24 protein-coding genes and 2 tRNA genes are annotated in these 25,654 nt (G+C 60.5%); 12 read left to right on the forward strand and 14 right to left on the reverse strand.

Going from position 1 to position 25,654, the window contains the following annotated elements; translation table 11 throughout:
• Positions 1-385: 385 nt before the first annotated feature.
• From SynMITS9220_RS02095 to recA, 6 genes are all read left to right on the forward strand, one after another.
• Positions 386-847 (forward strand): NAD(P)H-quinone oxidoreductase subunit N, encoded by a 462-nt coding sequence (locus SynMITS9220_RS02095; protein ID WP_067095342.1) that lies wholly within the window; start codon positions 386-388, stop codon positions 845-847.
• Positions 848-858: 11 nt separating this feature from the next.
• A complete protein-coding gene (locus tag SynMITS9220_RS02100; protein ID WP_067095344.1) occupies positions 859-1,893 on the forward strand; it encodes an LdpA C-terminal domain-containing domain in 1,035 nt (344 codons plus the stop codon).
• Between the two features lie 69 nt (positions 1,894-1,962).
• Positions 1,963-3,597, forward strand: a complete 1,635-nt coding sequence (locus tag SynMITS9220_RS02105; RefSeq protein ID WP_186990400.1) for an AAA family ATPase — start codon at positions 1,963-1,965, stop codon at positions 3,595-3,597.
• A gap of 105 nt (positions 3,598-3,702) precedes the next feature.
• Positions 3,703-3,774, forward strand: a tRNA-Gln gene (locus SynMITS9220_RS02110).
• A 16-nt stretch (positions 3,775-3,790) separates the two neighbouring features.
• Positions 3,791-4,555 (forward strand): HAD family hydrolase, encoded by a 765-nt coding sequence (locus SynMITS9220_RS02115; RefSeq protein ID WP_370594356.1) that lies wholly within the window; start codon positions 3,791-3,793, stop codon positions 4,553-4,555.
• A 152-nt stretch (positions 4,556-4,707) separates the two neighbouring features.
• A complete protein-coding gene (recA, locus tag SynMITS9220_RS02120) occupies positions 4,708-5,850 on the forward strand; it encodes a recombinase RecA (RefSeq protein WP_067095349.1) in 1,143 nt (380 codons plus the stop codon).
• Here recA and SynMITS9220_RS02125 read toward each other — a convergent pair whose 3' ends face one another.
• The 3 genes from SynMITS9220_RS02125 to SynMITS9220_RS02135 form a co-directional block, all read right to left on the reverse strand.
• Positions 5,851-6,195 carry a DUF1815 family protein gene (locus SynMITS9220_RS02125; protein ID WP_186990401.1) on the reverse strand — a complete coding sequence of 115 codons (345 nt, stop codon included), beginning with the start codon at positions 6,193-6,195 and terminating at the stop codon, positions 5,851-5,853. It abuts the gene before it with no gap.
• 75 nt (positions 6,196-6,270) lie between these two features.
• Positions 6,271-6,510, reverse strand: a complete 240-nt coding sequence (locus SynMITS9220_RS02130; RefSeq protein WP_186990404.1) for a DUF2839 domain-containing protein — start codon at positions 6,508-6,510, stop codon at positions 6,271-6,273.
• A 40-nt stretch (positions 6,511-6,550) separates the two neighbouring features.
• Complete coding sequence (locus tag SynMITS9220_RS02135) at positions 6,551-7,993, reverse strand: helicase (RefSeq protein ID WP_186990406.1); 1,443 nt, start codon at positions 7,991-7,993, stop codon at positions 6,551-6,553.
• A gap of 85 nt (positions 7,994-8,078) precedes the next feature.
• On the opposite strand from SynMITS9220_RS02135, the gene SynMITS9220_RS02140 reads away from it, so the two are divergent.
• Entirely contained in the window at positions 8,079-8,999 is a 921-nt protein-coding gene (locus tag SynMITS9220_RS02140) for a prephenate/arogenate dehydrogenase (RefSeq protein ID WP_255483263.1), read from the forward strand.
• On the opposite strand, the gene crtD is transcribed toward SynMITS9220_RS02140, so the two are convergent.
• Positions 8,983-10,497 (reverse strand): C-3',4' desaturase CrtD, encoded by a 1,515-nt coding sequence (gene crtD / locus SynMITS9220_RS02145; RefSeq protein ID WP_186990408.1) that lies wholly within the window; start codon positions 10,495-10,497, stop codon positions 8,983-8,985. The two genes, SynMITS9220_RS02140 and crtD, sit on opposite strands and share 17 nt — an antisense overlap.
• A 35-nt stretch (positions 10,498-10,532) precedes the next feature.
• Here crtD and SynMITS9220_RS02150 point away from each other — a divergent pair, with 35 nt between their 5' ends.
• Entirely contained in the window at positions 10,533-11,414 is an 882-nt protein-coding gene (locus SynMITS9220_RS02150) for a fructosamine kinase family protein (protein WP_186990410.1), read from the forward strand.
• A 44-nt stretch (positions 11,415-11,458) separates the two neighbouring features.
• On the opposite strand, the gene SynMITS9220_RS02155 is transcribed toward SynMITS9220_RS02150, so the two are convergent.
• Positions 11,459-11,815 (reverse strand): CAAD domain-containing protein, encoded by a 357-nt coding sequence (locus SynMITS9220_RS02155; protein ID WP_067095364.1) that lies wholly within the window; start codon positions 11,813-11,815, stop codon positions 11,459-11,461.
• A gap of 53 nt (positions 11,816-11,868) precedes the next feature.
• Here SynMITS9220_RS02155 and SynMITS9220_RS02160 point away from each other — a divergent pair, with 53 nt between their 5' ends.
• Positions 11,869-12,420: a M67 family metallopeptidase gene (locus tag SynMITS9220_RS02160; protein WP_186990411.1), complete on the forward strand. Its 552-nt coding sequence runs from the start codon at positions 11,869-11,871 to the stop codon at positions 12,418-12,420.
• Positions 12,417-13,580: a molybdopterin-synthase adenylyltransferase MoeB gene (moeB, locus tag SynMITS9220_RS02165; protein WP_186990413.1), complete on the forward strand. Its 1,164-nt coding sequence runs from the start codon at positions 12,417-12,419 to the stop codon at positions 13,578-13,580. The genes SynMITS9220_RS02160 and moeB overlap by 4 nt, the downstream gene beginning before the upstream one ends.
• Positions 13,581-13,595: 15 nt before the next feature.
• On the opposite strand, the gene SynMITS9220_RS02170 is transcribed toward moeB, so the two are convergent.
• Entirely contained in the window at positions 13,596-14,792 is a 1,197-nt protein-coding gene (locus tag SynMITS9220_RS02170) for a cob(I)yrinic acid a,c-diamide adenosyltransferase (protein ID WP_067095375.1), read from the reverse strand.
• 60 nt (positions 14,793-14,852) lie between these two features.
• Here SynMITS9220_RS02170 and larE point away from each other — a divergent pair, with 60 nt between their 5' ends.
• Positions 14,853-15,701: an ATP-dependent sacrificial sulfur transferase LarE gene (gene larE / locus SynMITS9220_RS02175; protein WP_186990415.1), complete on the forward strand. Its 849-nt coding sequence runs from the start codon at positions 14,853-14,855 to the stop codon at positions 15,699-15,701.
• An 8-nt stretch (positions 15,702-15,709) separates the two neighbouring features.
• Here the strand turns inward: larE and speD are convergent, their stop codons facing one another.
• Together speD and recF are read right to left on the reverse strand one after the other, a co-directional pair.
• Positions 15,710-16,192 carry an adenosylmethionine decarboxylase gene (gene speD, locus SynMITS9220_RS02180; RefSeq protein WP_186990417.1) on the reverse strand — a complete coding sequence of 161 codons (483 nt, stop codon included), beginning with the start codon at positions 16,190-16,192 and terminating at the stop codon, positions 15,710-15,712.
• A gap of 29 nt (positions 16,193-16,221) precedes the next feature.
• Complete coding sequence (gene recF, locus SynMITS9220_RS02185; protein ID WP_244276759.1) at positions 16,222-17,319, reverse strand: DNA replication/repair protein RecF; 1,098 nt, start codon at positions 17,317-17,319, stop codon at positions 16,222-16,224.
• Between the two features lie 83 nt (positions 17,320-17,402).
• Here recF and SynMITS9220_RS02190 point away from each other — a divergent pair.
• Positions 17,403-17,476 (forward strand) — tRNA-Arg (locus tag SynMITS9220_RS02190).
• A gap of 20 nt (positions 17,477-17,496) precedes the next feature.
• On the opposite strand, the gene SynMITS9220_RS02195 is transcribed toward SynMITS9220_RS02190, so the two are convergent.
• The 6 genes from SynMITS9220_RS02195 to SynMITS9220_RS02220 form a co-directional block, all read right to left on the reverse strand.
• Positions 17,497-17,958, reverse strand: a complete 462-nt coding sequence (locus SynMITS9220_RS02195) for an N-acetyltransferase (protein ID WP_255483182.1) — start codon at positions 17,956-17,958, stop codon at positions 17,497-17,499.
• 6 nt (positions 17,959-17,964) lie between these two features.
• On the reverse strand, positions 17,965-20,976 hold the full coding sequence (gene ppc, locus SynMITS9220_RS02200; protein ID WP_186990419.1) for a phosphoenolpyruvate carboxylase: 3,012 nt from the start codon (positions 20,974-20,976) through the stop codon (positions 17,965-17,967).
• Positions 20,973-22,121 carry a glutamate--cysteine ligase gene (gene gshA / locus SynMITS9220_RS02205; protein WP_186990421.1) on the reverse strand — a complete coding sequence of 383 codons (1,149 nt, stop codon included), beginning with the start codon at positions 22,119-22,121 and terminating at the stop codon, positions 20,973-20,975. Before gshA ends, ppc begins: the two co-directional genes overlap by 4 nt.
• Positions 22,118-23,650, reverse strand: coding sequence for an anthranilate synthase component I family protein (locus tag SynMITS9220_RS02210; RefSeq protein ID WP_186990423.1), 1,533 nt, complete (start codon positions 23,648-23,650; stop codon positions 22,118-22,120). The genes gshA and SynMITS9220_RS02210 overlap by 4 nt, the downstream gene beginning before the upstream one ends.
• 77 nt (positions 23,651-23,727) lie before the next feature.
• Positions 23,728-24,159: a photosystem I reaction center subunit II PsaD gene (locus tag SynMITS9220_RS02215; protein WP_186990425.1), complete on the reverse strand. Its 432-nt coding sequence runs from the start codon at positions 24,157-24,159 to the stop codon at positions 23,728-23,730.
• A 93-nt stretch (positions 24,160-24,252) separates the two neighbouring features.
• A complete protein-coding gene (locus SynMITS9220_RS02220) occupies positions 24,253-25,623 on the reverse strand; it encodes a sensor histidine kinase KdpD (RefSeq protein WP_186991754.1) in 1,371 nt (456 codons plus the stop codon).
• Positions 25,624-25,654 lie beyond the last annotated feature (31 nt).

The raw sequence follows: 25,654 nt of genomic DNA on the forward strand, positions 1-25,654 counted from the left end.
CGCCAGCGTGGACAACCTCAGCTGTTGCAACTTGACGCTGCTGGAGCTGTGGCCTGAAGGGCGCTGATTGAGATGACGCAGTCATGGCCGAAAGCTTCAACGGAAACCGCTGGGGCAATTCGGATTGGGGCTAGCGAGCGAATCAGCTGGCTGGGACTTAATCAACCGGTGAAGGTCGGTAGTTTCCCGGCAATGCAACGAATGAAATCGCTGAATTGCACTGGCCTGAAGATCCGGCGCACACGCCGGACCTGCTCTTGGAACTGGAGGCCCGGCTAGCGGACGGGCACAGATCGGCAGAGCAAACAAAAACCCTACACCACTGCCTTCCGGCTTCCATTCATCCCTGATCAGCTGCCAGACTCATTCCATCTGGACTAATTCCATGCCGCTGCTGCTTTCAGGTCGGGGTTTCCGCCGTGAACTGGAATCCGCAGGTGTCATGGCAGTCCATGCTCCCCTTGAGGGCGGCGCAGAGACGCGCCTGCTGAGGCGACTGCGTGCCGCTGGGTACCGCACTCAGATCACCTCAGCACGCGGTTTCGGAGATCCGGAGGTGTTTCTGTTGCAGAAACACGGCGTGCGCCCTCCACACCTTGGACATCAAAGCGTTGGCCGTGGTGCGGCGGTTGGAGAGGTGCAGGAAGTCATGCCTCAGCTTGGAGAGATTCTGCTTGGAAACAAGCCGGTCGTTCTCTGGCTGATCGAGGGGCAGGTGCTGTCTCGATCGGAATTGCTGTCCCTCTGCGACCTTTGCCGGCGTGAGCCGCGCTTGAAGATTGTGGTGGAAATGGGTGGTGCACGCAGCCTGCGCTGGCAGCCGATGACACGGCTGCTGGGAGCCTGACCACCTGTCTTCTGCCGGTCACCGGTTCACAGACCGCCGGTGATGAAGCCCTCGGGGAGGGGCGTTGGGTCAAATTGATCTGTGGGGCCAGTAATCAGGATTTGGCTGCGGTTGCAGACCTTTGTGCCCTGTATGCCGTGGCCGGCGTTCAGTGTGTCGACGTGGCAGCCGACGCCGCTGTCGTCAATGCTGCTCGCACCGGTCTCAGCTGGGCTCGGGAACGCACTGGTCACTCCCCCTGGTTGATGGTCAGCGTCAGCGATGGACGTGATGCCCATTTTCGTAAGGCTGTCTTTGACCCGTCCCGTTGCCCACCTGATTGCGCGCGCCCCTGCGAGAGGGTCTGCCCGGCTGATGCCATTCATGCCGGTCCTGGTGTCGACCCCAACCGTTGCTACGGCTGTGGGCGCTGTTTGCCGGCCTGCCCCCTTGGCCTGATTGAAACCTCCGATCACCGAGTGGGGCTCGACAACCTCGCCCTTCTGCTGGCCGAGCTCCAACCCGATGCGATTGAGGTTCATACCGCACCTGGGCGTGAGCAGGACTTTGATCGCACGCTTGAGCAGGTTGCAGCTGCCTCGATTCCTCTGCGCAGGCTGGCGGTCAGTTGCGGTCTTGAGGGGCATGGTCTTCGCTCCGAAGATCTGGTCACGGAGCTGTGGGGTCGCCATGAGGCCCTGCGCAAGCATGGTTTTCGACCTCTCTGGCAGCTGGATGGACGTCCGATGAGCGGCGATGTCGGTGCAGGCACGGCCCGTGCGGCACTGCGGCTCTGGCAACAGGTGCGGACCAGCGCACCTCCGGGGCCGTTGCAGCTGGCGGGAGGCACCAATGGCGCGACGATTGGTTTGCTGGACGGCCTGGGGCTGCCGCGTTCCAGTGGTCCTGCAGGCGTCGCCTTTGGTGGCATGGCCCGTTCGATCGTGCAACCTCTTCTGCAGGAGGCGGAATGCCGCCGGACCACCCTGCGTGACTGGCCCTTCGGCTGGGAGCAGGCCCTGGCGCTGGCCCGTGATCTTGTCATCCCCTGGCTTTCACGCCCCTGACGGTCCCGATTGGGGCCCCAATCCTGCTAGAAGGCGTTTAGGTCCTGATGAGCACTGGGAGCCTGGGCCATGAGTACCGAGCGCATCACCGATGATCTGCAGCGGCTGCTCGCGTTGTTGCCCACCGCAGTTCAGGAAGCTCTTGCATCCGCTGAACGTCGTGATCAGCTGCTTGAGGTCGTGCTCGATCTCGGTCGGATTCCGGAAGCGCGCTATCCAGGTCGCTCGGTTGAACTTGGTGGCCGCTGCCTGGAGCGCAACGATCTCGAAGAGATGGTGAGCAGGATCGGCCAGTTCGGTGCTGATAATCGTGCCGGCATCGAGCGAACACTCCATCGCATCAGCGCCGTCCGTAATCGCAGCGGGGATGTGGTCGGCCTCACCTGTCGCGTTGGACGCGCCGTTTTCGGAACAGTCGCCATCGTTCGTGATCTGCTCGACAGCGGTGAGTCACTGCTGCTGATGGGACGCCCCGGTGTGGGCAAGACCACAGCTCTTAGGGAAATTGCCCGTGTGTTGGCCGATGATCTGCACAAGCGGGTCGTTGTGATCGACACCAGCAATGAAATCGCTGGTGATGGAGACATTCCACATCCTGCAATCGGTCGTGCCAGGCGCATGCAGGTGGCCAGGCCCGAACTTCAGCACCAGGTGATGATCGAGGCGGTTGAAAATCACATGCCCGAAGTCATCGTGATCGATGAGATCGGTACTGAGCTGGAAGCTCAGGCGGCACGCACGATCGCCGAGAGGGGAGTGATGCTTGTGGCCACCGCCCACGGCAATGCACTCGCCAATCTGATCAAGAATCCGACACTGTGCGATCTGGTGGGGGGGATTGAGTCCGTCACCCTTGGCGACGATGAGGCACGCCGGCGCCGAACGCAGAAAACCGTTCTGGAGCGTGCTGCTGAACCCACCTTCCCGCTCGCTGTGGAGATGCACAGCCGCCATCGCTGGGCAGTTCACGACGATGTCGGGCGCACCGTGGATCTGTTGCTGCGTGGACAAAGCCCCAGGCCTCAGCAGCGCGAACTGATGGCGGACGGCGGCGTCAGGCTTGTCGACCCAGAGCCTTCAACGCCGCAGCCTCCTCAGCGGCGGCCTGCCCTGGCCGTTGTTCCTTTGCCCGATCCCAGGCGTTCCGTTCCCAGGGACCATGCTCCCGAAAAGTCCACCGTTGATGAGGCTCCGCGTGCGCTGAAGCTGCAGGTGCTCTGTTGTGGACTCAGTCAGCAGCGACTCGAAGAAGCTGTCCGCTGCCATGGTTGGCCTGTCAGTGCTGTTGACGATCTGGCGAGTGCGGATGTGCTGCTGAGCGTGCGTCGAGGGTTAGGACGGCAGCCCGAGCTTCGCCGACAGGCAAGGGAGGCCGGGGTACCGATTCTTGTGATCAAGTCAGATTCTCTGGCCCAGGTGGAGCGAGCTCTTGAGCGACTGCTCAACCGCCAGCCTCTGCCCAGACAAGACCATGAGTCTGAGAGGTCATTCGTTCATCCGGATCGAGGCGACGCCTTGGCGGCTCTCGAGGAATGCCGTCTTGCAGTCGAGCAGATTGTGATGCCGCAGGGGCGTCCGGTTGAACTTCTACCTCGCAACGAGAACGTTCTTCAGATGCAGGCAGATCTTGTGGCGCGTTACAGCCTTCAGAGCGATGTCTATGGATCCAGTGATCAGCGCCGGCTCAGGGTCTTCCCGCCATGATCTCGCACCTGGATGCTCGGATGGATTGACGAAGGTCACTCCGTTGTGAGTAACTATTTGAACCCCAGAGTTGACCTCCGTAGGGAGTTTCATCACTGGAATCAATGGGCCGTCGCCAAGCGGTAAGGCAGCGGGTTTTGGTCTCGCCATTCCTAGGTTCGAATCCTAGCGGCCCAGTTTTTCTTGATCCTCAGTGCGGTCACCCAGTCTGCTGGTCTTCGATTTTGACGGCGTGATTGTGGATGGGATGAACGAATACTGGTGGAGTGCTCGTCGTGCCTGCCTGCAGCTCAATCCCGCTGTCGATCTTCCTGAGTCCACACCGCCACAGTTCCGGCAGCTCAGGCCCTGGATTCATCACGGTTGGGAGATGGTGCTGAGCGCGGCATTGATTTCCGAGCAACGCGGTCCTCTCGATCAGCTCGGGGTCCAGGCATTTGTGCACGACTACACGGCGCAATGCACAGCTGCCCTGGAGCGTTTCGGCTGGACTCCTGCCTTGCTGCAGCAGACCCTGGAGATTGTGCGGGCCGATGCCGTGCGGACCGATCGGGACTCATGGCTGGCTCTGCATCAGCCCTATCCGGGAGTGCCTGAGCGTTTGACTGCTTTTTCGGAAGAGAACATGGCCTGGGCGGTGCTCACCACCAAGGCACGGGATTTCACCGCTGAGCTGCTCGCCTCGATGGGGCTCAAGCCAGAACGGCTGGATGGGCATGAGTCGGGATCCAAGCCTGAGGTGCTGCGCCGCCTGGCCTGCGACTGGACACTGGAGGGTTTTGTCGAGGACCGTCGCCCCACCTTGGAAACCGTTCGAACCACCCCAGGCCTCGAAACCCTGCCCTGCTGGCTGGTCAGCTGGGGCTACCTGAGACCCACGGATGTGACGGACCTCTCCAGTGGAATTCGCCTATTGAGGCCAGAGCAGTTCGCAGCCCCCTTGGCGGACTGGCCCTGATTCGATAACGTACATCTGTACTACGTGAGACGGATGGCCTGGATCGGGGCACTGGATGATCTGTCCGGTCTCTGATCCCACCGAGGCGTCGGTTCATCCGCCGTCCCGATCAGCTGCCTGCGGCGTTCTTCTGCTCCTTAACTGTTTCAGCCATGCCAGCCGACGTGAAAGCCTCCCAGTCCTCCGGCGGAGATGTCCGCCCCGGTGAGCGCGATAAAGCGCTCAATCTCGTGCTCGGTCAGATCGAGCGCAACTTCGGCAAGGGTTCGATCATGCGTCTCGGGGACGCATCCAGGATGAGGGTGGAAACCATTTCCACTGGAGCTCTCACCCTTGATCTCGCCCTCGGTGGTGGGTATCCCAAGGGACGAGTCGTTGAGGTCTACGGGCCCGAAAGTTCCGGTAAGACCACGTTGACCTTGCATGCCATCGCCGAGGTTCAGCGCAATGGAGGCGTCGCGGCCTTTGTTGATGCCGAGCATGCACTCGACCCGGTTTATGCCGCATCGCTGGGAGTGGATGTGGAAAACCTGCTGGTTTCTCAGCCGGACACCGGCGAGATGGCGCTGGAAATCGTGGACCAGTTGGTCCGTTCTGCGGCTGTCGACATCGTGGTGGTTGACTCTGTCGCCGCTCTGACGCCCCGTGCTGAGATCGAAGGTGAGATGGGCGACCTTGCCGTGGGCAGTCAGGCCCGTCTGATGAGCCAGGCGATGCGCAAGATCACAGGCAATATCGGCAAGTCCGGTTGCACGGTGATTTTCCTCAACCAACTGCGTCTCAAGATTGGTGTTACCTACGGCAACCCAGAAACCACCACCGGTGGTAACGCTCTCAAGTTTTACGCCTCGGTGCGTCTTGATATCCGCCGTATTCAGACGCTCAAGCGCGGTACTGAGGAATATGGCATCCGCGCCAAGGTGAAGGTGGCCAAAAACAAAGTGGCTCCTCCCTTCCGCATCGCGGAATTCGACATCCTCTTTGGTCGTGGGATCAGCACGCTGGGTTGTCTGCTTGATCTGGCGGAGGAGACGGGCGTCGTGACTCGCAAGGGTGCCTGGTACAGCTATGAGGGCGACAACATCGGTCAGGGTCGTGACAACACCATTGGTTGGCTGGAGCAAAATTCGGAGGCCAAGGATGCCATTGAGGTTTTGGTGCGTCAGAAGCTGACGGAGGGTTCGGAAGTCACGTCCAACTCCATGCGTCCTCTTGCTGCTGCGGCACGCTCGGCTGCTGCCAAGCCTCTCGCCAAGTCCGCTGAGGTTGCTGCGCCGTCGAAGGACGCAGCCTGATTAGCCCTGCTTGAGCTGTGAGGAGCTGCATTCGCTGCGGCTTCTCTGCAGGTTCCCTGTGATGCGCTGAAGTTCCTGAATGGCTTCAGCGCCTTCGAATTTCACCAGTTCGCGGCCGTTGCGGGATTCGACCCAGCTGATGCCGAAGTCAGAGACCAGAAAGCGCACCATATGTTGCTCGCCAAGCTCGGCCATAAATGAGGCTCCACTTCCGTGCTGGCCGTCATCGCAGACGTAGCAGGTTGCTGTGATGCCCTGTTTGCTGAGATTTGTCGCAAGAGCCTGAAGGCTCATGACCAGATCTTGGACGACCGAGCGGTATTGCTCGGCAAGTCGGAGGAACACGCAGAACACCATCCAGGTGCATATGAGCCTAAAGGTTTTCTTCCGAATTCAGGGCTGAGGTGAGCTTTCGCGGCTTTATGGGCTGTCGGCAAGTGTCCAGAATCCGGCGGCAGGCCCGATGAAGCGCACCACCACCCAGAACAGCACCAGGGCTGCGATGCCGATCCAGGCGCCTCGTGTGGTGATGGACACGAATTGCGTGGCCTGCGCTCGAGTCAGCGGTAGCCAGGCGATAAATCGCTCAGCGTCCTTGGGATCGGGCTTGCTCTGGCGAGGTGGCAGTCCCTGACTGGCACGGCGTCGTGCTTCTCCCATCTCAGGCCTCACAAGCTGTTGGTCAGCCTAGAAGTGAATGTCAGTCTGGCCGAAGTCTCTGCAACGAGTCCCAGGGTTCCAGCGCACGCAGCACCTGCTCTCCCCAGCTGCGTCCTCGGACCCGTCCGTCGAGGATGGCCAGCCGACCACCGCTGCGTCTGAGCGAGGCAATAGCAGGGATCAAAATGGCCAGTGCTTCGGGGAGCAGAAGCGTGCGAAACCAATCACGCCTCTGGCGCTTCAGCAACTCCACACGGGCTGCGGTCAGAGGGTCCTCCAGGCTGGCGATCGGCAGCATGGCTGCAATCAGCTGTTCCGGGTCCGGAAGCAGATGCTGATGACTCAACCACCAGTTCCAGCTGCAGCAGATCACGCCGTTGGACTCCGGTGCGGTGCTTTCCAACGTGACCCTGCTTCCGAATTCCGCTGCAAGCTCGCTGCAGAGACGCTGACGCATACATGGCGCATCCACCAAGACTGCGGTTAATCCCGTTCGGCCAAGGATCAGGCGTCGGCTCTGCTCCAGAAGATGGCCGGCGAAAATTTCAGTGTTTGGCAGTGGCTGACGCCTCGGCAGATAGATCGGCAATGGCTCTCCACGCGGTGCATCGCGTAGATCGATTCGCAGCTCATCGCTGTCGATGCTCGGCTCTTCGCCATGACGTCGACAGCCTCCATCTGCGTGGATCAATGTCCAGGGATGCTTTAGGAAGAGCGATTCCAGCGTGATCAGTGGTTCAAGCGGTTGCAACTGCCAGCTCCACTGCAGGGTGTTCGAATCCACGCGAGCCCAGCTGGCCCAAGATGACCTGTCCATGGACATCAGCTGGCACCAGGGTTCTGGTGTTGAACCCAGCAGCTGCAGCAGATCGCGAACCCGGGTCAGAGCGCTCTCGGGCATGGCGAGGTCGCGGTTCGTTCCGCCACCAAGGGCGACAAGCTGGCGGCTCAGGCGTTCATGCAGATCCAGCAAACCCTCTCCTGCGGAGGGAAATGCTGCTCGCAGTTCCTCCCAGTGACAGGATTCGATGTTCACGGTCATGGCCCGTCGCAGACGGTCTTGAAGCCACTCCGCCTCGGGAACAACAAGATGATCGTCAGGACGGAGCTGTCCGCGGCGATGGACATCCAGAAGCTGTTGGGGTGTCAACAGCCAGATCTGGTTTCCAGGCGGGGGATCAAAGCCTGTCCAGCATCCCAGCTTTAATCCGCTCTCCAGCAGGCGCGGCCGTTCAACATGCAGCAACCGCTGGTGTTGAGTCCGGTCGAGAACCAGCACGGTGTGATGGCTGCGGAGGCTGAGCGGCACCAGCAGGGCTAGCCACCAACGGTCGCTGCTGCCCGCAGACAGCTGGATTCTGGTTCGATCCTGGCGTCGCAGACTTCGGCCTACCAGGCGACTCAGGGTCAGTTGGTGCTCCCATTGGCCCGCTTCTCCTCGAAGCAGGTGCTTGAGCTGCTGATGGGCCTGGACTTCCAGCATTCAAAAAGCCTAAGAACCGCCGGGCCCCTTATCGGTTCAGGCTGAGCTGTTCCGATCCCTGCACAAGTCGAGCAACATGGGCTGGATGTGGACAGCAGTGATGGATCAGGAGCGGATCGCAGAACTCGCTGGTGTCAGCAGGGTCGGTGTTGTGGGTCTTGGCCTGATCGGTGGCTCGATCGGGCTGGATCTGCGTGCTCTTGGGGTGAGCGTTCAGGGCCTCGTGCATCGCGACAGCACAGCGGAGCGTGCCCTTCAGCGCGGGCTTGTCGATACTGTCAGCTGCGACCCTGCCTGCCTCGCGGGATGTGATCTTGTCGTGCTGGCATTGCCGCTCGAGGCCTTGCTGCAGCCGCAAGATGTGCTGCTTCAAGCCCTGCCGTCTGAGGCCGTCGTCACGGATGTGGGGTCGGTGAAGGGAGCCGTCCTCGATGTCTGGAGAGATCGCCATCCCCGCTTCGTGGCGTCTCACCCCATGGCAGGGACTGCGGAGTCAGGAGTGGACTCCGGTTGCCGTGGTCTGTTCAGAGGACGCGCCTGGGTTGGAACTCCAGAGGCTGAGACAGATCCCGAAGCTCTGACTCAGGTGAGAGCTTTGGCTTGCTCGCTCGGTGCGCACTGGATCAGTGCGGATCCGTTCATTCATGACCAGGCCGTTGCCCTGATCTCCCATCTGCCCGTGATGGTGAGCGCAGCACTGCTGCGCGTGCTCGGGGAGGAGCGAGACCCACGCGTGCGCGATCTTGCGCGTCAATTGGCGTCCAGTGGTTTCGCGGATACAACGCGGGTTGGTGGCGGCAATCCAGCGCTGGGAACGGCAATGGCTTGCCGCAATACCTCTGCATTGCTGAAGTCTCTTGCCGCCTATCGATGGAGCCTCGAACAGCTTGAAGAGGCAATCCTCAACGGCCATTGGGCTCAATTGGAGCAGGAGTTGGAAAAGACTCGCGCCTTGCGTCCAGGGTTTCTGGAGCCCCCTTCTGATCCAGTTAGCCCGCAAGCCTGAGGGTCAGACCTCGCGCAGCCATCAATTGCCTGCATGCCATCAGTGCGGACAGGCTGACGCCGGCGGTGCCCTCTCCGGGATGAATGGAATCACCGCACAGCCACAGCTGGGGAATCGGTGTGCGGCTGGCCAGTCCAAAGGGGCCGAAGCGATCTGGGCTCTGCCCAAGACCACCCACCACGCCATCCGGACGACCGGTCCAGTGGGCGAATCCTCTAGGAGTTGCCAGCTCCTGATGCAGCCAGGAGTCATCCGGCAGTTTCAAAGCGGCGTTCACGTCTTGTCGAATGGAATCCCGAAGCTCCCGTTTGCGTTGCTGGTAAGCCTTCTCATCCATGTCATGCCAGCCCTCCGGCGAGGTGAAGACGCTGGCGATCACGGTGGCCTGGCCCTCCGGGGCTCGTCCGTCACCCTCGTGGCTGATCGACAAAAAGAGTGAACCGGGGGAGTTGCCGTCGCGCTGCAGGTGTCCAGGGCATTCGTCCGGCAGGTGATGCCGTTCCACAGCGCCGTAGAACACAATCGCTCCGCTCGGTGCTTTGAGGCTGTTCAGGTGCTTGCGGTACGTGTCGGGCATCTGTTCCCGATCCGGAATCAGGCCTGGCAGACACTGCGGAGGAAGGCTGCAGATGATCTCGCTGGCCTGCAGGCATCGTTGCGCTGTCCCAGGAGCTTCAACCGTGACCGACCATCCAGATTGATCGCCATCGCGCTCCAGTTTGAGAGCACGATGGCGCAGAAACACACGTCCACCATCGCGTTCCAGGGCTGTCTCCAGCCGGTGGCTAAGGCTCTGCATCGATCCGTGCAGATGCCACAGACCGAGTGGGGCCTGGCACATCTGTAAGACCGTGGCGCCATAGAGAGCTGCTGTGCGGTCACTCGGTTGCTGTGAATACAGCCGTAGCTGGAGGTCGAGGAAGCGTCGCAGTCGCCGGTCTCCAGCGCATCCGCTGAGGGTCAGTAGATCAGACACCGTGAGCAGACTGAGTGGGGCACAAGCCAGATTTCCGGGGGTCAGGGCAGCCAGGGTGCGTCCGAAATCCCAGCCAGTGCGAATCGGCAGCACTGGATCAGCTGCAGCAAACTGCCAGTTCTGACGATGAATCCAGCTGCACAGCTGCCAAAAGCGTTCGCTGCCAGGGAATTGCTGGTTGCGCTCCTGGCGCCAGCGCTGAGGATCGTGCCAGAGATGCACCGGTGGCGACCCGTCATTGAGGTCCACCACACATCCGGGGTCCAGCTGTTCGGCTTCCGGAGGTTGGATGTCCAGGTGCTGGAAGAGCCGTGCATGACTTCCTCCAGGTTCCAGTCCCGCAACCTGTGTTGCGCCCACATCAAAGGTGAACGGACCCCGTCGGAACGTTCCAGCACAACCACCAAGCTGGTGGTGTGCCTCCAGCAGGGTGACGCCCAAACCCTCATGGGCCAGCAGGGCTGCGGCGGTGAGACCGGCAATGCCGCCACCGATCACGATCACGTCCTGGACTGGTTCCATCGCGGCATGCTGGCAGCAGAGTTAGATCAGCGTGGATGCGTGATCAGCTGGAACAGGCACTGGCGGCTGCCCCTGAGTTGCTTGAGGGACGACAGGTCGTTGATGTGCTCAGTGTGGGCGGCAGCAGTGTGGGTTCCACGTGGCGGCTGAACCTGAACGATGGTGAGCAACTCTTCGTCAAGGTGGCCGAAACGGCCAACTTGCTTGCGGAACAGTCCGGTCTGCAGGCGTTACGTCACTGGGCAGATCCAGCCTTGATCGAAGTGCCTCAGGTGCTCGGCTGCTTGCCAATGCCTGAGAACTCAGCCTTGGTGATGGCCTGGTGGGATGCCAGTAGCGGCGATCAGTTCTGTCTTGGCCGGGGACTGGCGCAGCTCCATCGTGCGTCGGCTGAGGCCGGACCAGGTCGTTTTGGCTGGGATCGTGATGGCTTTATCGGTCTTGGTCCCCAGCCATCCGGATGGCGTGACAGCTGGGGCGATGCGTTCACCCAACTCAGACTTCAGCCCCAGCTGCGTCTGGCCTCTGAGTGGGGGCTAGCTGTGCAGGACTGGGAGCCAGTGCTTGAACCGATCGCTGCATGGCTGAATCGTCATGCCCCTGCACCCTGCCTGGTTCATGGCGATCTATGGGCTGGCAATGCAGCGGTGTTGGCTGATGGTCGTGGTCTCTTGATTGATCCCGCCAGTTGGTGGGCTGATCGCGAAGTGGATCTGGCCATGACCCATCTATTCGGTGGATTCTCTCGTCGCTTTATGGAGGGATACAGCCGTGAATGGCCACTGCCAGCGGGGGCAGAGCAGAGAATCGAGGCTCTCAATCTCTATCACCTGTTAAATCACGCCAACCTTTTTGGCGGTGGATACCAACAACAAAGCCGCAGGATCCTGAAGGATCTGCGGCTCGCCTTGCTCTGAAAGGATCGTGAATGAACCTGATGGCTCATGCCAACCAAGTGGCTTCAGCCCAGGTACTCCTTGCGAAGCGTCTGAATTCTGTCAACTAGAGCATTGCGCTTGTCGCTTGTGGTGAGATTCTTCCAGCTCCATTGCCCAACCACCACAACGCCGAGCAGTTCCAGCAGGCCCGGGACAACCGGCAGCAAATTGATCGTGTCGAGAATGCCTTTGATCAGGATCTGGGCAACGATCACAGCGGCAAAAATGCCAACAACCTTGCCGATGCGCCCTGCCTGGCTCCAATCGACCTTGTCGAGAGTTTCGTTCACCTTGCCGAGGACGTCTTTGTAGCGCTCGGCGAAGGCGATGTTGTCGCCTGTGGCGCTTTCAGTCGACTGCGTAGTGGTTTCGTCGCTCATGACGCCTAGGCTGGCTACTAATACTCCGCGACGATATCGGCAAGATCACTGGAATGCCATGCCGGCTCCGTATCGATCTCGATTGTCTGATGATTCTCAGGGCTTCTCTTGGAGCTGTATCACCGGAAGAGGGTTGCGCATTGCTGCTTGGGGAGTCAGCACCTGATCTCAATGTGCGCTTCGTGTGGCCCTGTTGCAATGTCTGGCGCCCTGGTTTCGGCGGATTCAACGATGCGATCACGGGAGACCGAGATCAACCGCTGGTTTCTGCTTCGCGCCGATCACGTTTCGCACTCGATCCTCGTGAGCAAATCGCTGCCCAGCGTTGGTCTCGCCAGAGAGGTTGGCGGGTTCTTGGCAGTGCGCATTCCCATCCAGAGGGCCAGCCGCTGCCCAGTGCACTGGATAGGCAATGGGCTGCCGGCGAGGGAGTCATGGTCATTGATGCCGGTGTCGCCGGCGTCCGTGCCTGGTGGTTACAGGGGGCCGGGCCGGGGGGACCTGACAAGCCTGTCAGTGCTCTTTCGTTGGTTGTCCACAGTCAGGCAACGGTGGGAGACACTGTGATGTCGTGTCCCGATGGCGTCTTTCTGCCTCTGCAATGACGGAACACCTTCCAGATCCCGATCTGAGTGCTCAGGAGCGTGGACGTTATGCCCGTCACCTCACACTCCCGGAGTTTGGGGTTGCTGGTCAGCGCCGGTTGAAAACAGCATCGGTGTTGTGTGTTGGCGCTGGTGGGCTCGGCTCGCCTTTATTGATGTACCTGGCGGCGGCTGGTGTTGGTCGCATCGGCATCGTTGACGATGACCGAGTGGAGGTCTCCAACCTTCAGCGGCAGGTCATTCATGCCGAAAGTGGCCTTGGCCAGCTCAAGACGGATTCCGCTCGTCAAAGGATCGTGGGCTTGAATTCCCATTGCCTGGTTGAGCAGCACGCTTGCCGGCTCACCACCACCAATGCCATCGAGCTGGTCGAGGGCCATGACCTGGTGGTGGATGGGTCCGATAACTTTCCGACTCGCTATCTGATCAACGACGTCTGTGCCTTGCTCAACAAGCCGTGGGTGTATGGCTCCGTCCAGCGTTTCGAAGGTCAGGTCAGTGTCTTCAACCAAGGCCCTCAGTCGCCGGATTACCGCGATCTGGTTCCGGAGCCACCGCCCCCTGGCCTTGTTCCCTCCTGCGCAGATGGTGGAGTTGTTGGGGTGATGCCGGGATTGATCGGGCTGCTTCAAGCCACCGAAACCATCAAGTTGCTGGCAGGACTTGGTGAATCTCTGGATGGGAGGCTGCTGCTTGTGGACGGCCTGACCATGCGTTTCCGTGAGCTGCGTTTGCAGCGCCGCCCCCAGCGCCCTCCCATCACAGGCCTGATCGATTACGAGGCGTTCTGTAGCGTCGACGATTCTGGCCGTCTTGAGGGAGCGTCAAGCGTGAGAAGCATTTCCGTGAAGGAGCTCAGCGCACTGTTGGACGACGGCGGTGAGCTGGTACTGATTGATGTGCGCAATCCCTCGGAGGCAGACGTGGCCGTGATTCCACGATCGCAACTGATCCCGCTTGCACAAATTGAGAACGGAGAGGGGATCGAGGAGATTCGTCGCCTTGCGGGTCAAGGTCCGATCTATGTGCATTGCAAGCTGGGAGGGCGTTCTGCTCGGGCGGTCGAGCTGCTGTCCCAGCAAGGAATCGACGCCACCAATGTGGCGGGAGGGATCGATGCCTGGTCGCAGCAGGTTGATCCTGGAGTTGCTCGTTACTGAGGCTGGATCAGGCCGTCAGTAGTCAACCCCACGCTTGAGGTCGACTCCCTGTTCGGCGTAGTGCTTGTGGCACACCATCTCAGAGTGAACACTCGCCAGATCGAAGTAGGCCGGTGGGTGTTTGCAGCGCCCTGTGATGATCACTTCAGTTTCGGAGGGCTTGCGCACCAGGGCTTGCACGATGGGTTCGACCGGTAGCAGTTCCAGGTCAACGGTGGGATTGAGTTCGTCCAGGATCACGGTCTTGTAGAGGCCGCTGGCGATTGCCGCTCGGGCAATTTCCCAGGCGCGTTCAGCCTCCACGTAATCGATCGGTTCCTGTTGACCACGCCAGACGATCGCGTCCCGTCCAGAACGCAGGTGGTCGACCAGGTGCGGATAGCTCTCACGCAGAGCTGCAATCGCAGCATCCTCGGTGTAACCGTTGCCTCCCTTGAGCCATTGCAGGATCAGCACGCGATGACTTTTGTCCTGACTGATGCCTCGACCGATGGCCTGGAGACCTTTGCCCAGGGCGCTGGTCGACTTCCCTTTGCCTTCGCCGGTGTAAATCTCGATTCCACCCGGTGACGGGAATGGAAGCAGCGAATCATCTTTGGGCTCGATCCGTCTGTGGGCCCGCATCTCAGAGTGCAGATCGGCGATCTGAATCAACGGTTGGGGGGCAGCGCGTCCGGTCACGATGATTTCCATGCCCTCCGGTCGTGCCGAGAGGGTCTTCACCACGTCGTTGATATCGAGCAGACCGAGATCCAGCACCGGGTTCAGTTCGTCCAGAACCACAACGGAATAGAGGGCGCTGGCAATCGCGCCTCGCGCGATGTCCCAACCTCTCTGGGCTTCCTGTTGGTCGAATTTGGTGGCCTCGTCAGCATTGAAGTAGTCGGCGCGCCCTGTCCGGACCTGATCGATGAGGTGGGGGAAACCCTGCTGCAATGCTTCGATCGCTGCATCCTCGTCGTAGGCCCGTCCAGGCCCTTTGAGGAATCGCAGCAGCAGAACCCTGGTTCGCCGTTGTTCGCAGATGCCCAGACCAATCGTGCGCAGCACAACACCAAGTGCGGCCTGGCTTTTGCCCTTGCCTTCTCCGTCGTATACATGCAGCTGACCCAGGCTGCGTTCACGGCTGTCGGCAGCTGTGACGATGCCGATGCCTGGCTTGCTGTTGCGTCGGGTTCCGCTCGAGCTATCGGATGACTGGACTGCGTCCATCGTCGATTCCTGGATGGCGCTTCTTACGATCGGAGCATAACGAGATTCCTATTTTCAGCAGTGGCTTTCGAGACCTTGCGCCTGCTGGAATCTTTGTCGGTGGAGGATGAGCTTCGCCTGAAGCACCTTCGTGAATGGATCCTGGGCTGTGATCGCGTGTTCGTGGCTTACTCCGGTGGGGTGGATAGCACCTTGGTGGCTGCCATCGCCCAGGAACAGCTTGGCGACTGCGCGTGTGCCATCACCGGCGTGTCGCCTTCGCTGGCTCCTCATCTGTTGGCTGAAGCGCGTCAGCAGGCGCACTGGCTGGGAATCCGCCACCGTGAGGTGGAAACCAGGGAGCTCGAAGACCCCGCCTACAGCAGCAATCCCACGGATCGTTGCTATGCCTGCAAACGCGAGCTGCACAGTCATCTCGCCCCCATTGCTGAGGCTGCTGAAGGAGCAAGGGTGCTGGATGGTGTGAATCTCGATGACCTCGGCGATCATCGGCCTGGCCTACAGGCGGCCAGTGAAGCAGGTGTGGGTTCGCCGCTGGCGGATCTGAAGATCGATAAGTCCTGCGTGCGACGACTGTCCAAGGCGCTGGGATTTCCCTGGTGGGACAAGCCGGCTCAGCCTTGTCTGGCCTCACGTTTTCCCTATGGGGAAGCCATCAGCCATGACCGGCTCAGACAGGTTGGTCATGCGGAAGCCTGGCTGATCGAACGGGGCTTCGCTCGCGTGAGAGTTCGATCCCAAGGCCTTTCGGCCCGGATCGAGGTCCCTCAGGAGCGGCTTGCGGAACTGCTTGCTCCTGAGCTCAGAGACGCATTGGTTCGGGCCATGCTCGAACTCGGCTTCACCAGTGTGAGCCTCGATTTGGAAGGGTTGGTGAGTGGAAAACTCAACCGGGTTATCCCCGGTTGAGGGCCGATTCAGCCGGCCTGGACGCTCGGTGTCCGTTCTGCTTCAGCCACGGCTGACGGTGTTTCACGCAGAAAGCTGCGCATGGAGTGGCGCCCTGCGCCCAGCTCTTGCCTGAGGTGTTCACAGGCTGATTCGGGCATGGTGTGATCTCCGCAGGTGAACACATCCACTGCTGCGTAACCGTTTTCAGGCCAGGTGTGAATGGAGATATGGGACTCGGCAAGGAGCGCCAGCCCGGTCACACCCTGAGGTTCGAATCGGTGGGTGATGAGGTTGAGAAGAGTGGCACCAGCACGTTTCGCTGCCATCGTGATGGTGGTCCTCAGGAAGGCTTCGTCGTTGAGCTTGCGCTGATCGCAGCCGTAGAGCTCAAGGATGCAATGTTTTCCCACCATGTCAGTCGCACTCGTCTGACTGGGGCTGGGGGCTGAAATGGTCAAAGCGTCGTCCCATCCCGGGTTGGGATGCAGGCAGGACAGGGTCTGCTCCATCAGGGCATCGAAGAAAAGAGCTCCAGACCCTAGCTTTTTCTCAGTCCGTTTCTCAAGTGATCAGCGTTGAGAATCTGCGAACGCTGCCGCCATTGGCCTTCGAAGGCGTCCAGGTGCGTAGCGCTCACCAGGCATTGATGGGAATCACCCACGGCTTCCAGCAGGGTGAGCTGGCGACGCGGATCCAGTTCCGCCAGCACGTCATCCAGCAGCAGCAGAGGGGGATGACCACACAATTCACCCACCAATTCCAGTTCGGCCAGCTTCAGTGCCAGCACCACGGTGCGCTGCTGCCCTGCAGATCCGAAGCGGCGAGCTGCAGTGCCATTGAGCATCAGATCGATTTCATCGCGATGGGGTCCCACCCTGCAGCTGCCCAGCCTCTCCTCGTCTGGCCGCTGCCGCTGCAGTTGCTCTTCGATGGACAGCCGCCAGGTTTCCTCGGCCTCTTCCCCTTCCAGCACGCTTCCAGGCGAGTAGCGCAGTTCAAGTTGTTCATCGCCCTGGCTGAGACGTTGCTGCCAGGCTGCGGCGAGGGGCTCGAGTCGTGCCAAGGCACGGCGACGGCGGCGGTGAATGCGTGTGCACACCAGTGCCATCTGGGTGTCGAAGCTGTCCAGCAGCACGTTCCGTTCCAGCGACGTGCCGAGCCCACCTCGTCTCCAGAACTGACTGCGTTGTCGCAGCAGGCGGTTGTAGCGACCAATCAGGTCGCCATAGACCGGTTCCAGTTGCAACACGACCCGATCGAGCCACTGACGCCTCAGTGCTGGCTCTCCACGCACCAGATGGAGATCCAGCGCACTGAACCCAACACAGCGCAGGGGGCCGATCAGATCCATCTGACGCTGCAGCACCTTGCCGTTGCGTCGAGCCTGTCGTCCTCCCCGTCGCCGCAGTTCGAGTTCGACCACATCCTCATCAAGGCAGGTGGCCTTAAGCAGAGCGCGGGAGGCATCCCAGTGGATCAGATCCGCATCCTGGCTGGATCGATGTGAGCGCAGGCTGCCCAGCAGCTCCACTGATTCGAGCAGGTTGGATTTGCCAACGCCGTTGCTGCCGATCACCAGCAGACGCGGCGCATCAATCTCCAGCTGCAGATTGCAGTGGTTGCGGAACTCCTGCAGTTCGAGCCGGAGAAGCCGAATCGGTCCGGGTGCGGTGTGTGGCTAAGGTAACTGGAGCGTGGTTGTTCTCCCAGCCGCCGCGTGGGCATGTAGCTCAGTTGGATAGAGCATCAGATTCCGGTTCTGAGGGTCGGGGGTTCGAGTCCCTCCATGCTCGTGTTCAGAAAGATCGACCGGTTATCGCAGCCGCAGGCCCATCGCCCTGATCCCGCCAGGATCAAGAATGAAGCCGCGCGATTTCAGTGCATCCAGCGCCTCGGCAGGTGCTGCAATCGAAATGCTGCATCCGGGCAAATCTCTGCGTAAACAGGCCAGTGAACGGTGAACCAGCACCTCCAGCAATCTGGCTTGATCAGGTCCTGAAGCGGCTGCCAGGTTCCAGAGATTGGCATTCAGCGCCTGATCACTGGTGGCTCTGACGAAGCCCACAAGCCGCTGCTCTTCACTGTCGAGGATGCTCAGGTGCCAGATGCTGCGTTGCAGTGCCAGCGGCCAGCGTTCCACCGGGTGGGGTTGATCGCCGCAGTCTTCCAGCAGGGCATTGATGCTGTTCCCATCGGGAACGAACTCCATGCTCACGCTGTAGCGCTCTGGGAGCCGTGGAACGGCGGCCTGTTGGCGAAAGGGAAGCAGTGCCACCGCGACTCAACCGGTGTTGCGCATGCCTGCGGCAATGCCGTTGATGGTGAGCAGGGCGCCGCGCAGAAGCTCACTGCGGCTGTAGGTCCGACCGTCGCCGTCACTCGGAAATTCGCTCATCGGTGGCTGACGGTTCTGATCACGCAGGCGTTTGAGTAAGGCCACCTGCAAGAACCCCAGCGGCACGATCGTGCGGTTGCGCAGGTTCACCGACAGCTGCAGTGCCGGGTCGGCATCCAGCAATCTGTCCTGTCTGGTGATGTCCAGAACCAGGCGTCGAGTGAGTGTGTATTCATCAGCGATCGTCGTGTAGATCCGTTCAAAGGCATCGCGATGGCTTGCACTGCCGAGGCTGGTCACGTAGTGACGGGCCAGATCGAGATCGACTTTGGAGAGAGTCATCTCCACTTTGGAAATCAGCATCCGGAAGAAGGGCCAGCGCTGGTGCAGGGTGCGCAGCAAGGTCATCTGCTCTGGATCAGCTTCCAGCTCTTCACTGAGAGCTGTGCCCACACCGAACCAGCTGGGCAGCAGGAATCGGCTCTGGGTCCAGCCAAACACCCAGGGAATCGCACGCAGGCTGGACAGATCCCTGGCGCCGGATTTGCGCCGTGCTGGACGACTGGAGATCTGCAGTTTGCTGATCTCTTCAATTGGAGTCACCTGCTCGAAAAAGGCCACTAGGTCGGGATTGTCATGCACAAGGGCCCGGTAGTGGCGTCGTGAGCATTTCGCGAGTCGAGCCATGAGCTCGTTCCAGCTTGGGGTGGCATCCAGCTGATTGGTGACCAGGCTGTTTTGCACCACTGCTGTGGTGACCGTTTCAAGGTTGTAAAGAGCCAGCTCAGGCAGGCTGTACTTGGAAGCCAGCACTTCGCCCTGCTCGGTGATCTTGATGCGTCCCTGCAGCGTGCCGCTCGGTTGGGCCAGGATTGCCTGGTAAGCGGGGCCACCGCCTCTGCCGACGGAGCCTCCACGGCCGTGGAACAAACGCAGGGCCACACCATTGCGAGCAGCCAGATCCTGCAGCGCAATCTGAGCCTTGTGAATTTCCCAGTTGCTGGAGAGGAATCCAGAGTCCTTATTGCTGTCGGAATAACCGAGCATCAGTTCCTGGAGCGGCAGTCCCTGACTGCCCACGCGAGGCAACAGGTTTCTGTACAGCTTTGTCTGGAAGAGCTCGCCCATCACTTCAGGAGCTCGTTGAAGATCCTCCACGGTTTCGAACAGAGGAACCACCAACAGATCGGCATGGCCAGCGGAGGGATCCACGAGGCCCGCCTCCTTGGCCAGCAGCAGCACCTCCAGTAAGTCGGAAACGCTGTGACTCATGGAAATGACGTACGTGCGGCAGATGCGGCTGCCGAATTCGTCCTGAAGGCGATGCAGCATCCGGAACACATCCACCGTTTCCGCGGTGGTGGCAGACCAATCCACTGCAGGAGGTATCAAGGGGCGACGCGTCTGCAGTTCCTGCAGCAACCAGTTCACGCGCTCCGGCTCATTCAGGTCTCCATAGGCCTGGTCTGGATTGAGATATCGGCTGAGTTCATCCAGCGCGTCACTGTGCCGCGTGCTTTCCTGACGGATATCGAGCCCCGCAAGCGAGAAGCCGTAGATGTGAACCTGTGTGAGCAGGGTGTCGAGGGGCTCACAAGTGAGATCAGTGCTCACCAGGCTTGTGCGGATCAGCTCAAGATCACTGCGGAATTCGGCGACCGACCCGTAATGGAGGGCTTCGCTCGGCTGATTTTCGGGAGCAAACGGCTGGAGGCTCTCAGCCGGAGCTCGCCATCCGGCATCGGCCAGCTGATCATTTCTCAACTTGGTGAGACGCAACCGTTCGAGCATGAAGCTCATCTTTAAGCGGTAGGGCTCGAGGCGGTAGCGAGTGGCTCGCTCCTCGTAGACCTCCGGGAAGCGAAACCGATCCATTTCCAGTGATTCGAGCAGCGAAGCACTCACCTGACTCCACTGCATCGAGATGCTGAGCTGGTCGCGCAGGCTCTGGACGGCACTGATGTAGCGGTCCAGCATCAACTGACGCTGATAACAGGCTGTCCGCCAGGTGATGTCTGTAGTGACGGAAGGGTTGCCGTCGCGATCGGATCCCACCCAAGACCCGAAGGTGCAGAAGGAGGACGGGGGCAGCTGTACATCGGGGTAACTACCGGAGAGTGCGGTGGTCAGACGGCGACGCAGCTGCGGCATGGCGTCGAACAGAACCTGCTGGAAATAGTGCAGGGCGTAATCGACCTCATCGAGCACGGATGGCTTGAACTGGTGCAGTTCATCCGTACGCCACCAGAGCCTGATTTCCTCTTCCAATTGAAGACGGATGCCGTCGGCTTCGCGTGGACTGGTTTCGAAGGCGGTTTCCAGCTGTTGCAGGAGGCTGGCAACACGCCGCTGCTTGTGCCTCACCGTGTGACGCACGATTTCCGTGGGATGGGCTGTGAAGACCAGTCGGATGTCGAGCTCCTGAAGCAAGGTCTCCAGCTGTGCGGGAGGCACGTTCAGGCGCCGCAGGCGCTCAAACAGTTCGCTGAACGTGGCGGGTTCTGTCTGAGTTGCCAGTGGTGGAGTGAAGGGATCAACCTGCTCGGCCAGTTCCTGAGAGCGGACGATGCTTTCGAGGTAGCTGTCCTCCTCGATGCGCTGCTCGAGGATGTTCACCAGCTGGAAATACAGCGAGAAGGCTCTGGCCGCTGCAATGGCTTCCGACAGGTCCATATCTCGAATCAGCGAGACCACGGAATCCGAACTGACGGCACTGGGTTCGGGTAAGGCCGGATCACTGAGCTGCTTCATGCGCAGCAGGCGTTCAGCCTGTTCCGCAGGGCATTCGCTGCGCAGCACGGTTTGCCACAGGTCTTCCACCAGAGCCAGGCGCTGCTGCAGCAGATGGCCATTGCCAGATGTCTCCTGCACCGCAGCCCTGGGCTGATCGCTCGCAGGAATCATTGCGGGGGAGGAGGACATCGAAAGCGGGTCGGGATCTGGAGTCGTCATGATCATCCCAAAGAACGTTCGGCCGGCGTGCACACTCCACGCATCTCCTCCTCTTGCATGGCCGTGATGCTCTCTCGAAGCACCGATTCGATGCTTTCTCCGGAGTGGATGCCCTGCAGCCATCGCATGGCCTGATTGCCTTCTTGTAAAACGGCTGAGAGTGGTTCGAGTTGCTGCTTCAATCCAAGCTCTTCAGCCAGCGGCGTCACGCTGTCGATTAGCTGCTCCAGCCAGTCTCTGCAGGAGCGTTCGCGTCCGTCGCGCCAGTTGTGCAATGTGGCCTCAAGACTGGAACGGGCCGCGGCTCGATCGTTGCTCATACTCAGCTCTTCCAGTTGCTGAAGATTGAGTGCACTGCTTTGCAGGGGGTCGTGCTGTTCGGGCTGTCGCAGCACCTGCTGCACCCGTAGTTCCAGAAGAACGGTCACTGCAATCAGCACCTCTGGGTCGGTGATCAGATCGCAGATCCGCAGCTCAAGACGATTCAGTTGGTGCGGACGGTCCGGTCCGTTCGGTCGCACGGAGGTCCAGAGGTGCCGGACGTTGTGCATGGAACCGGCCTCAATCTGCTGATTGGTCCAGGAGATGAAGTGCTGGTGGTCAAGGAAGAGAGGAACGCGTGCCGGCGTGAGCGGGAACTGGAGCCAACGCTGCGAATGCGCTCCGGTGATCCGGCCGTTGAGGAAGGGTGAACTGGCACTCAAAGACAACAACAGAGCCGCTTCACAGCGCACAAGACGCAGAGCAGCGAACAGTTCAGCTGGATTATCGATCCCCAGATTGATATGGATGCTTGCTGTCACCACTGCTGTGCCGTAGGTGGCTTCGATCAGTGAGTGATAAGGGTTGTCCGGGTCTGAACGCTCAAAACGGTCGGTGTCCCCGAGGCTGAGGGTGCTGCCTGGCAGCAGGGTGAGATCTTGCTCCATCAGCCAGCGACGCAGCTTGCGGCGAGGAGAGAGCAAGGCCTCTGCAATGCCGTCGTAATTGGCCTGCGGATCGGTCACATATTCAAGATTGCGGTGATCTGGCTCCGTCACGAAGCCCTCGAGCTCCCGCTTGGCACGGGCTGCGATGCCGACATTGCGGCCATCGGGTCGGCCGGTGAACAGCTCGACTTCAAAGCCTTTGAGCAACCTGTTCCGGCTCATGCTTCGACGTCCTCGAGACAGGCCAGCGCTGTGAGCATCCCGCGCGCCTTGTTGAGTGTCTCCTGGAACTCTGCTTCTGGCTGGGAATCGGCCACGATTCCTGCTCCAGCCTGCACTTGCAGGGTCCAGCCACCGTGGGATCTTGGTTGTACCACCATGGTGCGGATCGTGATGGCGGTATTGAGTGCTCCGGCCAGGTCCACCGAGCCGTAGACACCGGAGTAGGGACCACGGGCGTCGGGTTCAAGCTCGTGGATCAGCTGCATTGCCCTGATCTTTGGAGCTCCGCTCACAGTCCCTGCCGGGAAGGAGGCCATCAACAGATCCCAGATGTCCTTGCCAGGGGCAAGACGCCCCTCCACTTCGCTCACGATGTGCATGACATGGGAATAACGCTCGATCACCATCAGTTCGCGCACGGAGACCGAACCGGGCGCACAGACCCTGCCCAGGTCATTGCGTCCCAGGTCAACGAGCATCACATGCTCGGCGCGCTCCTTGGGATCGGCCAGCAGGTCGGCTTCGAAGTTCCTGTCTTCAACAGGATTACTGCCTCGGGGCCTCGTACCGGCAATCGGTCGCAGCACCGTCCGGATCCCACCCTGATCCGGTTCCGCTTTCACCATCACCTCGGGACTGGAGCCGATCAGCTGCCAGTCACCGAAGTCGAAAAACGCCATGTAAGGCGAGGGGTTGATCATCCGCAGACTGCGGTACAGATCCAGCGGTGGATGATCGACATCAACGCTTAGCCGCTGACTCACGACGAGCTGGAAGGCATCACCAGCAGCAATGTGATCACGCGCCTGGTCCACCGCCTGGTGGAAATCCTCCTGGGTGCGATTGCTTCGGGTCTCTGGGGTTGCACCTTTGTCTGGTCTCCAGTTGAGAGGTCGCACCGGCGGTAAGGGGGCTGCCATGCGCTCGCGCAGTGAGTTGATGCGCGCCAACGCCCCGTCCCAGGCATCCTCAGGACTTGTGGCTGCATTGCGCTGTCCGCTGAGGTCTCCGTAGGCAACAGCGGTAATCAGGCGTTTCACCTGGTCGAAGATCAGGATGCTGTCCATCAGCATCCACAGCCCATCGGGCGGACCATCGGCGCTCGCGGGATGGACAGGAACGCTGGGCTCGATCCAGCGGATCAGCTCGTATCCCCACATTCCATAGAGCTGGCCCAGCGGAGGCAGCCCCGGCAGCGTTGCAGGCCGGTAAGGCTCCAGACAGCTTTTCAAGCAATCGAAGGGGTTCCCGCTGAAGGTCTCGCGGTGATTGTCTCGCCAGGTCCGCTCCAGCCCATCACGCGCTGCTGACAACGTCCAGACAGGGTCACAGGCCACCACGCTCCAGCGACCGAGGGTTTCGCCACCTTCAACAGATTCCAGCAGCACACCAGGTGGTCGTTGATGTCCGACCTTTAACCACGTGGTCAGCGGGGTCTCGAGATCCGCAGGCCAGCTGCAGGCCACGGGGATCATCGTGGCGCCTGATTGAGCGGCTTCCAGAAAGGCTTTGCGGTCGGGACTGAGCATGAAGAAGTCGTCGAAACCGACCGCCGACCATCATGCCGTTCAACAGAACGACGGGATGGATTTAAGCGAGGAGGGGATCAGGTATCGAACGTGTCGCGGCCACTGAACTTGATCTTGGCAGGATTGGTGTTCTGGCCGATGCGGCGTGGGTTATGGCCCACCATTTCACGACCCTCATTGACTTTTTCGGGGAAGACGCCGTCCTTGGGATGCAGGAATTCAGTGTCGCCACCGGGGTAGATCCGGTAAATCTTGTAGTCCTCGATCCGGGGCTTGAATTTGGTGCGCAGCTGGGTGCCCAGCGCCAGGCACTGTTCCTTACGAGCGAAATACATGATGTTTTCGCCGGTGTTCATCACGGCAGCACCGCCGGTTGGCAGCTCGAAGACCTGATCGGTTTTGCTGCTCCAGGTGATTGCGTATTTCTCTTCTGTTAACGCGGAATTGAGCAGGCCACCGGTGCTTCCGATGTACTGGGGAAGCTGTCCTGTCAAAGGAGTTGATGTCATGGCTGTCCTGAGGAAATCCGCATGCCGATCTGTTTGGAAAGTAGCAAATGATTCGGCTCCGATTTGGTGATCTGACCCGGACCTTCACACCCGTCAACAATGATCGGCGATCGGAAAGAACACCGTCAGCCCGCGGTCCCTGCGCTGGGTGAGGCGTCCGCCAAGTCGTTCAAGCAGTCGACGGGTTGCCGTCTGGCTCAGCTGCAGCCCACCCGTGCTGGTGTTCCAGCTGAGAACGGGACCAAGGTTTTCCTGCGACAAGTCGTTGGCGTCGGCTGCTGTGGTGGAGAGCTGATCAGGTGTTCTCGTGAGAATCTGCAGCTTCAGGCGCGCACCAGCAGGTTGAAGGGTCAATTCAAGGCTGCTTCCTGCCGGCAAGCTGCGGCTGCAGCGGTCAATCAGTCCGCCAAGCATGGGCTCCAGTCGACCTGGATCGCTCAGCACAGGGGGAAGCCCACTCTCCAGGTTCAGCTCGAGATGTAATCCCCGGCGTTGCAGCTGCTGTTCCCATCCCGGCGCCAGAAGATTGAGCATCGCTCCAAGGTCGGTGCGGGCCAGCGTGGATGAGCTATGGGGCTGCCGCTGCAGTTCGGCCGCCTGAAAAATCAGCCCGAACCGATCGATCTGCTCGCTGCATTCGGTGTCGATCTGCTGCAGGCGACCGAGCACCTGCTCTGGAAGGTCACGGCGGCGCAGCAGGGAACGGATCAAGGTGCGGATGGTGGCCAAGGGTGTGCGCACTTCATGCGTGATGGCCTCCAGCAGCGACAGCTCAGCATCCTCATCTCCGTTGTCGTTAGCAGGCTGTGGTGGAGGTGGTGTGGATTTGGGCCCCTGCGCTGTCTGCAACATGACCGTGGGCGCCATTCCAGCGAGCCGCTCCGCCAGACGGGGCCAGAAGCGTGTGGCCAGATCGCTGCTGCTCTGCAAAGGACCGAGTTGTCGAACCGCCTGTTGCAGTTCGTCGGCTTGTTCAGGCGCATCCAGGCGCAGACGCTGTTCAACCAGCGTCAGGGCCTGGCCAAGGATGTCGGGCTCGCTGCGCATTAGCAGCTGCCGCTGTCCCTCTTCGCCATGGAGGGCCAGGGCCACCTGGAGCCGGCTTGTGATCACGATCAGCAGCGGATCGTGACTGTCGGACTCTCTCAGGGGCAGGCGCTGGAAGTGCTCGTTGGACGTGGCCAATGCGACCTGGCTTTGTCTGGCATTGAGGCGATCCGGTGGGAGCAGGGTTGATCGCTCGGCGGCACTCAGGACATCCAGGGCCTCAGGTGCCCAAACCCAGCCTTGAAAACGCTGAAGCAGATCGGGGGCGTAAAGGGCTGGCAGCGGTGCCGCCAGCCAGATGCCTGCGGCAGTGTTGTCTTGAATCTCCAGCAGATCCTGCAGCACTTCCAAGCCGCCCCACCACAGCCGTCTGGCATTGGTGTCGCTGGCCTGGCCGGGAGGGACACCCGTCGCCATACAGGCCTGAATTGACTGCAGCAGCGGTGTG

It is taken from the genome of Synechococcus sp. MIT S9220, assembly GCF_014304815.1.
Classification (GTDB): Bacteria; Cyanobacteriota; Cyanobacteriia; order PCC-6307; family Cyanobiaceae; genus Synechococcus_C.